General features: G+C 66.0%; 3 protein-coding genes. All 3 read left to right on the top strand.

What is annotated here, in order from left to right; all coding sequences use genetic code 11:
- A partial coding sequence (locus tag EN969_RS25630) for a sarcosine oxidase subunit beta family protein (RefSeq protein WP_127419503.1) occupies positions 1 to 1,141 on the top strand: 1,141 nt, incomplete at its 5' end.
- A 16-nt stretch (positions 1,142 to 1,157) separates the two neighbouring features.
- The gene (locus EN969_RS25625) at positions 1,158 to 1,433 is read left to right on the top strand and encodes a sarcosine oxidase subunit delta family protein (protein WP_024502588.1); all 276 of its coding nucleotides are present in this window, start codon (positions 1,158 to 1,160) and stop codon (positions 1,431 to 1,433) included.
- On the top strand, positions 1,433 to 2,731 hold a 1,299-nt coding region (locus EN969_RS25620), incomplete at its 3' end, for a 2Fe-2S iron-sulfur cluster-binding protein (RefSeq protein WP_127419502.1). The genes EN969_RS25625 and EN969_RS25620, both read left to right, overlap by 1 nt.

Raw genomic sequence — 2,731 nt, 5'->3', positions numbered from 1 at the left:
AGGCGGCGGGCACGGGCTGGCCACCGCCTGGTTCCTCGCCAGCGAGTACGGCATCAAGAATGTCGCCGTGCTCGAAAAAGGCTGGATCGGCTCCGGCAATGCCGGCCGCAACACCACCATCATCCGCTCCAATTACGGTCTGCCCGGCAACACCGGCTTCTACGAATTGTCGATGAAGCTGTGGGAGCGGATGGAGCAGGACCTCAACTACAATGCGATGGTCAGCCAGCGCGGCGTCATCAACCTCTACCATTCCGATGCGCAGCGCGACGCCTATGCGCGGCGCGGCAACACTATGCGCATCAACGGCATCGACGCCGAACTGCTCGACCTCGCTGCCGTCAGGAAGATGATCCCGTTCCTGAACTTCGACAATGCGCGCTTTCCCGTGCAAGGCGGGCTGTTGCAGCGGCGCGGCGGCACGGCGCGGCACGATGCGGTGGTCTGGGGCTATGCGCATGCGGCGAGCGAACTCGGCGTCGACATCATCCAGAATTGCGAAGTCACCGGTTTTGTCAGGGACGCCAATGGCAAGGTGACCGGCGTCGAGACGTCGCGCGGCAAGATCGGCGCCGGAAAGGTTGGCATGGCGGTCGCCGGCTCCTCGTCGCGCGTCGCAGCAATGGCCGGTCTGCGCCTGCCGATCGAGAGCCACGTGCTGCAGGCCTTCGTCTCCGAGGCGATCAAGCCGCTCATCCCGGGCGTCATGACCTTCGGCGCCGGCCATTTCTACGTCAGCCAGTCCGACAAGGGCGGCCTCGTCTTCGGCGGCGATATAGACGGCTACAATTCCTACGCCCAGCGCGGCAACATGCCTGTGATGGAAGACGTCTGCGAGGGCGGCATGGCGCTGATGCCGATGATCGGCCGCGTGCGCCTGCTGCGCCAGTGGGGCGGCATCATGGACATGTCGATGGATGGTTCACCGATCATCGACAAGACGCCCGTCGACGGGCTCTATCTCAACGCGGGCTGGTGCTATGGCGGCTTCAAGGCGACGCCAGGGTCCGGTTTTGTCTTTGCGCACCTCCTGGCTCGCGACGAGTCGCATGAAGAAGCGGCACGGTTCCGCCTAGACCGGTTCCGAACTGGCGCCATGATCGACGAAAAGGGCCAGGGCGCCCAACCGAACCTGCATTGAAGGCGGTTTAGAAGAAATGCGCATTGCCTGTCCTTTCTGCGGTGAACGCGAACTCGGCGAGTTCACCTATCTCGGCGACGCCAAGCCGGTGCGGCCCGAGGCCGGCGCCTCGGAAGACGAGGTCTTCGACTATGTCTATCTGCGCGACAATGTCGCCGGCGCGACCAGCGAATATTGGTACCATGGCGGTGGTTGCCGGGCTTGGCTGAAGGTCACCCGCAACACGCTGACGCACGAGATTTCCTCCATCGAACCGGCGGCTGGTGCCGGCGCTGCGAAGGTTGGTGCGTGATGGCCGGCGCGCAGACACACCGGCTCGGCAATCGCGGGCTTGTCGACCGCTCGGCACCGCTGAACTTCCGTTTCGACGGCAAGGCTTTCTCCGGCTTCCAGGGCGACACGCTCGCCTCGGCGCTGATCGCCAACGGCGTCAAGCTGGTCGGCCGCTCATTCAAATACCATCGCCCGCGCGGCATCCTGACTGCGGGCTCGGAAGAACCCAATGCGCTGGTTGAGCTGCGCACCGGGGCACGGCGCGAGCCGAACACCAAGGCGACGACGGCCGAACTCTATGACGGGCTCGAGGCCGCCAGCCAGAACCGTTGGCCGTCGCTGCGCCACGACGTGATGTCGGTCAACCAGCTGTTCGCGCCGATCTTCGTTGCCGGCTTCTACTACAAGACATTCATGTGGCCGGCGAAGTTCTGGGAAGCGATCTATGAGCCGGCGATCCGCCGCGCCGCAGGCCTTGGCCGTGCCGCCGGCCTTGCCGATCCCGACCACTACGACAAGGCATGGGCGCATTGCGACGTGCTGATCGCCGGCTCCGGCCCGGCTGGTCTGGCCGCGGCGTTGGCAGCCGGCCGCGCAGGCGCCCGCGTCATCCTGTGCGAGGAGGATTTTGTCCTCGGCGGCCGTCTGCTGTCGGATGGCGGAATGATCGACGGCGAACCTGCGGCCGAGTGGATTTCGCGGACGCTGGCTGAACTGGCTGGTATGCCCGACGTCCGCGTCATGACCCGCACGACGCTGTTCGGCGTCTACGATGGCGGCACCTATGGCGCCATTGAGCGGGTCAACGACCATTTGCCCTCGCCGCCCGAGCACCAGGTGCGCCAGCGCCTGTGGCGGATCGTGGCGAAGCGCTGCGTCGTGGCAGCCGGCGCCATCGAACGGCCGATCGTCTTTGCCGGCAACGACACGCCCGGCGTGATGATGGCCTCCGCCATGCGCACCTATGTCGCGCGCTACGCCGCTACACCGGCAAAGCGGATCGCACTTTTCACCAACAATGAGGACGGCTGGCGCACCGTCGAGACGGCGCTCGGTGCCGGCCTGCAGATAGCGGCGGTCATCGATGCACGGCCCGAAATATCGCCGGCGCATCGTTCGCTGGCCTCGAAGGGCGGCTTCCCGGTGCTGCACGGTTCCGTCAGTGGCATCGACGGCGGCAAGGATGGCGTCAGGAAAATCGCGGTGTCGCTGACCGGCGGCGCGCGCGCCGAGGTCGAAGCGGACGGGCTCGCCGTTTCCGGCGGCTGGAACCCGGCGGTCGGGCTGACCTCCTATCATCGCGGCCGGCCGGAATGG

The sequence above is a fragment of the Mesorhizobium sp. M7A.F.Ca.CA.003.01.2.1 genome (genome assembly GCF_003998945.1).
GTDB lineage: Bacteria > Pseudomonadota > Alphaproteobacteria > Rhizobiales > Rhizobiaceae > Mesorhizobium > Mesorhizobium ciceri.
The sequence above is the reverse complement of the archived record's forward strand: the minus strand, read 5'-3'. Positions and strand labels throughout refer to the sequence as shown.

Bases quoted from the DNA above. Each gene is read 5' to 3' on its own strand.
- EN969_RS25625 (WP_024502588.1), top strand. From the start codon at position 1,158: ATGCGCATTGCCTGTCCTTTCTGCGGTGAACGCGAACTCGGCGAGTTC.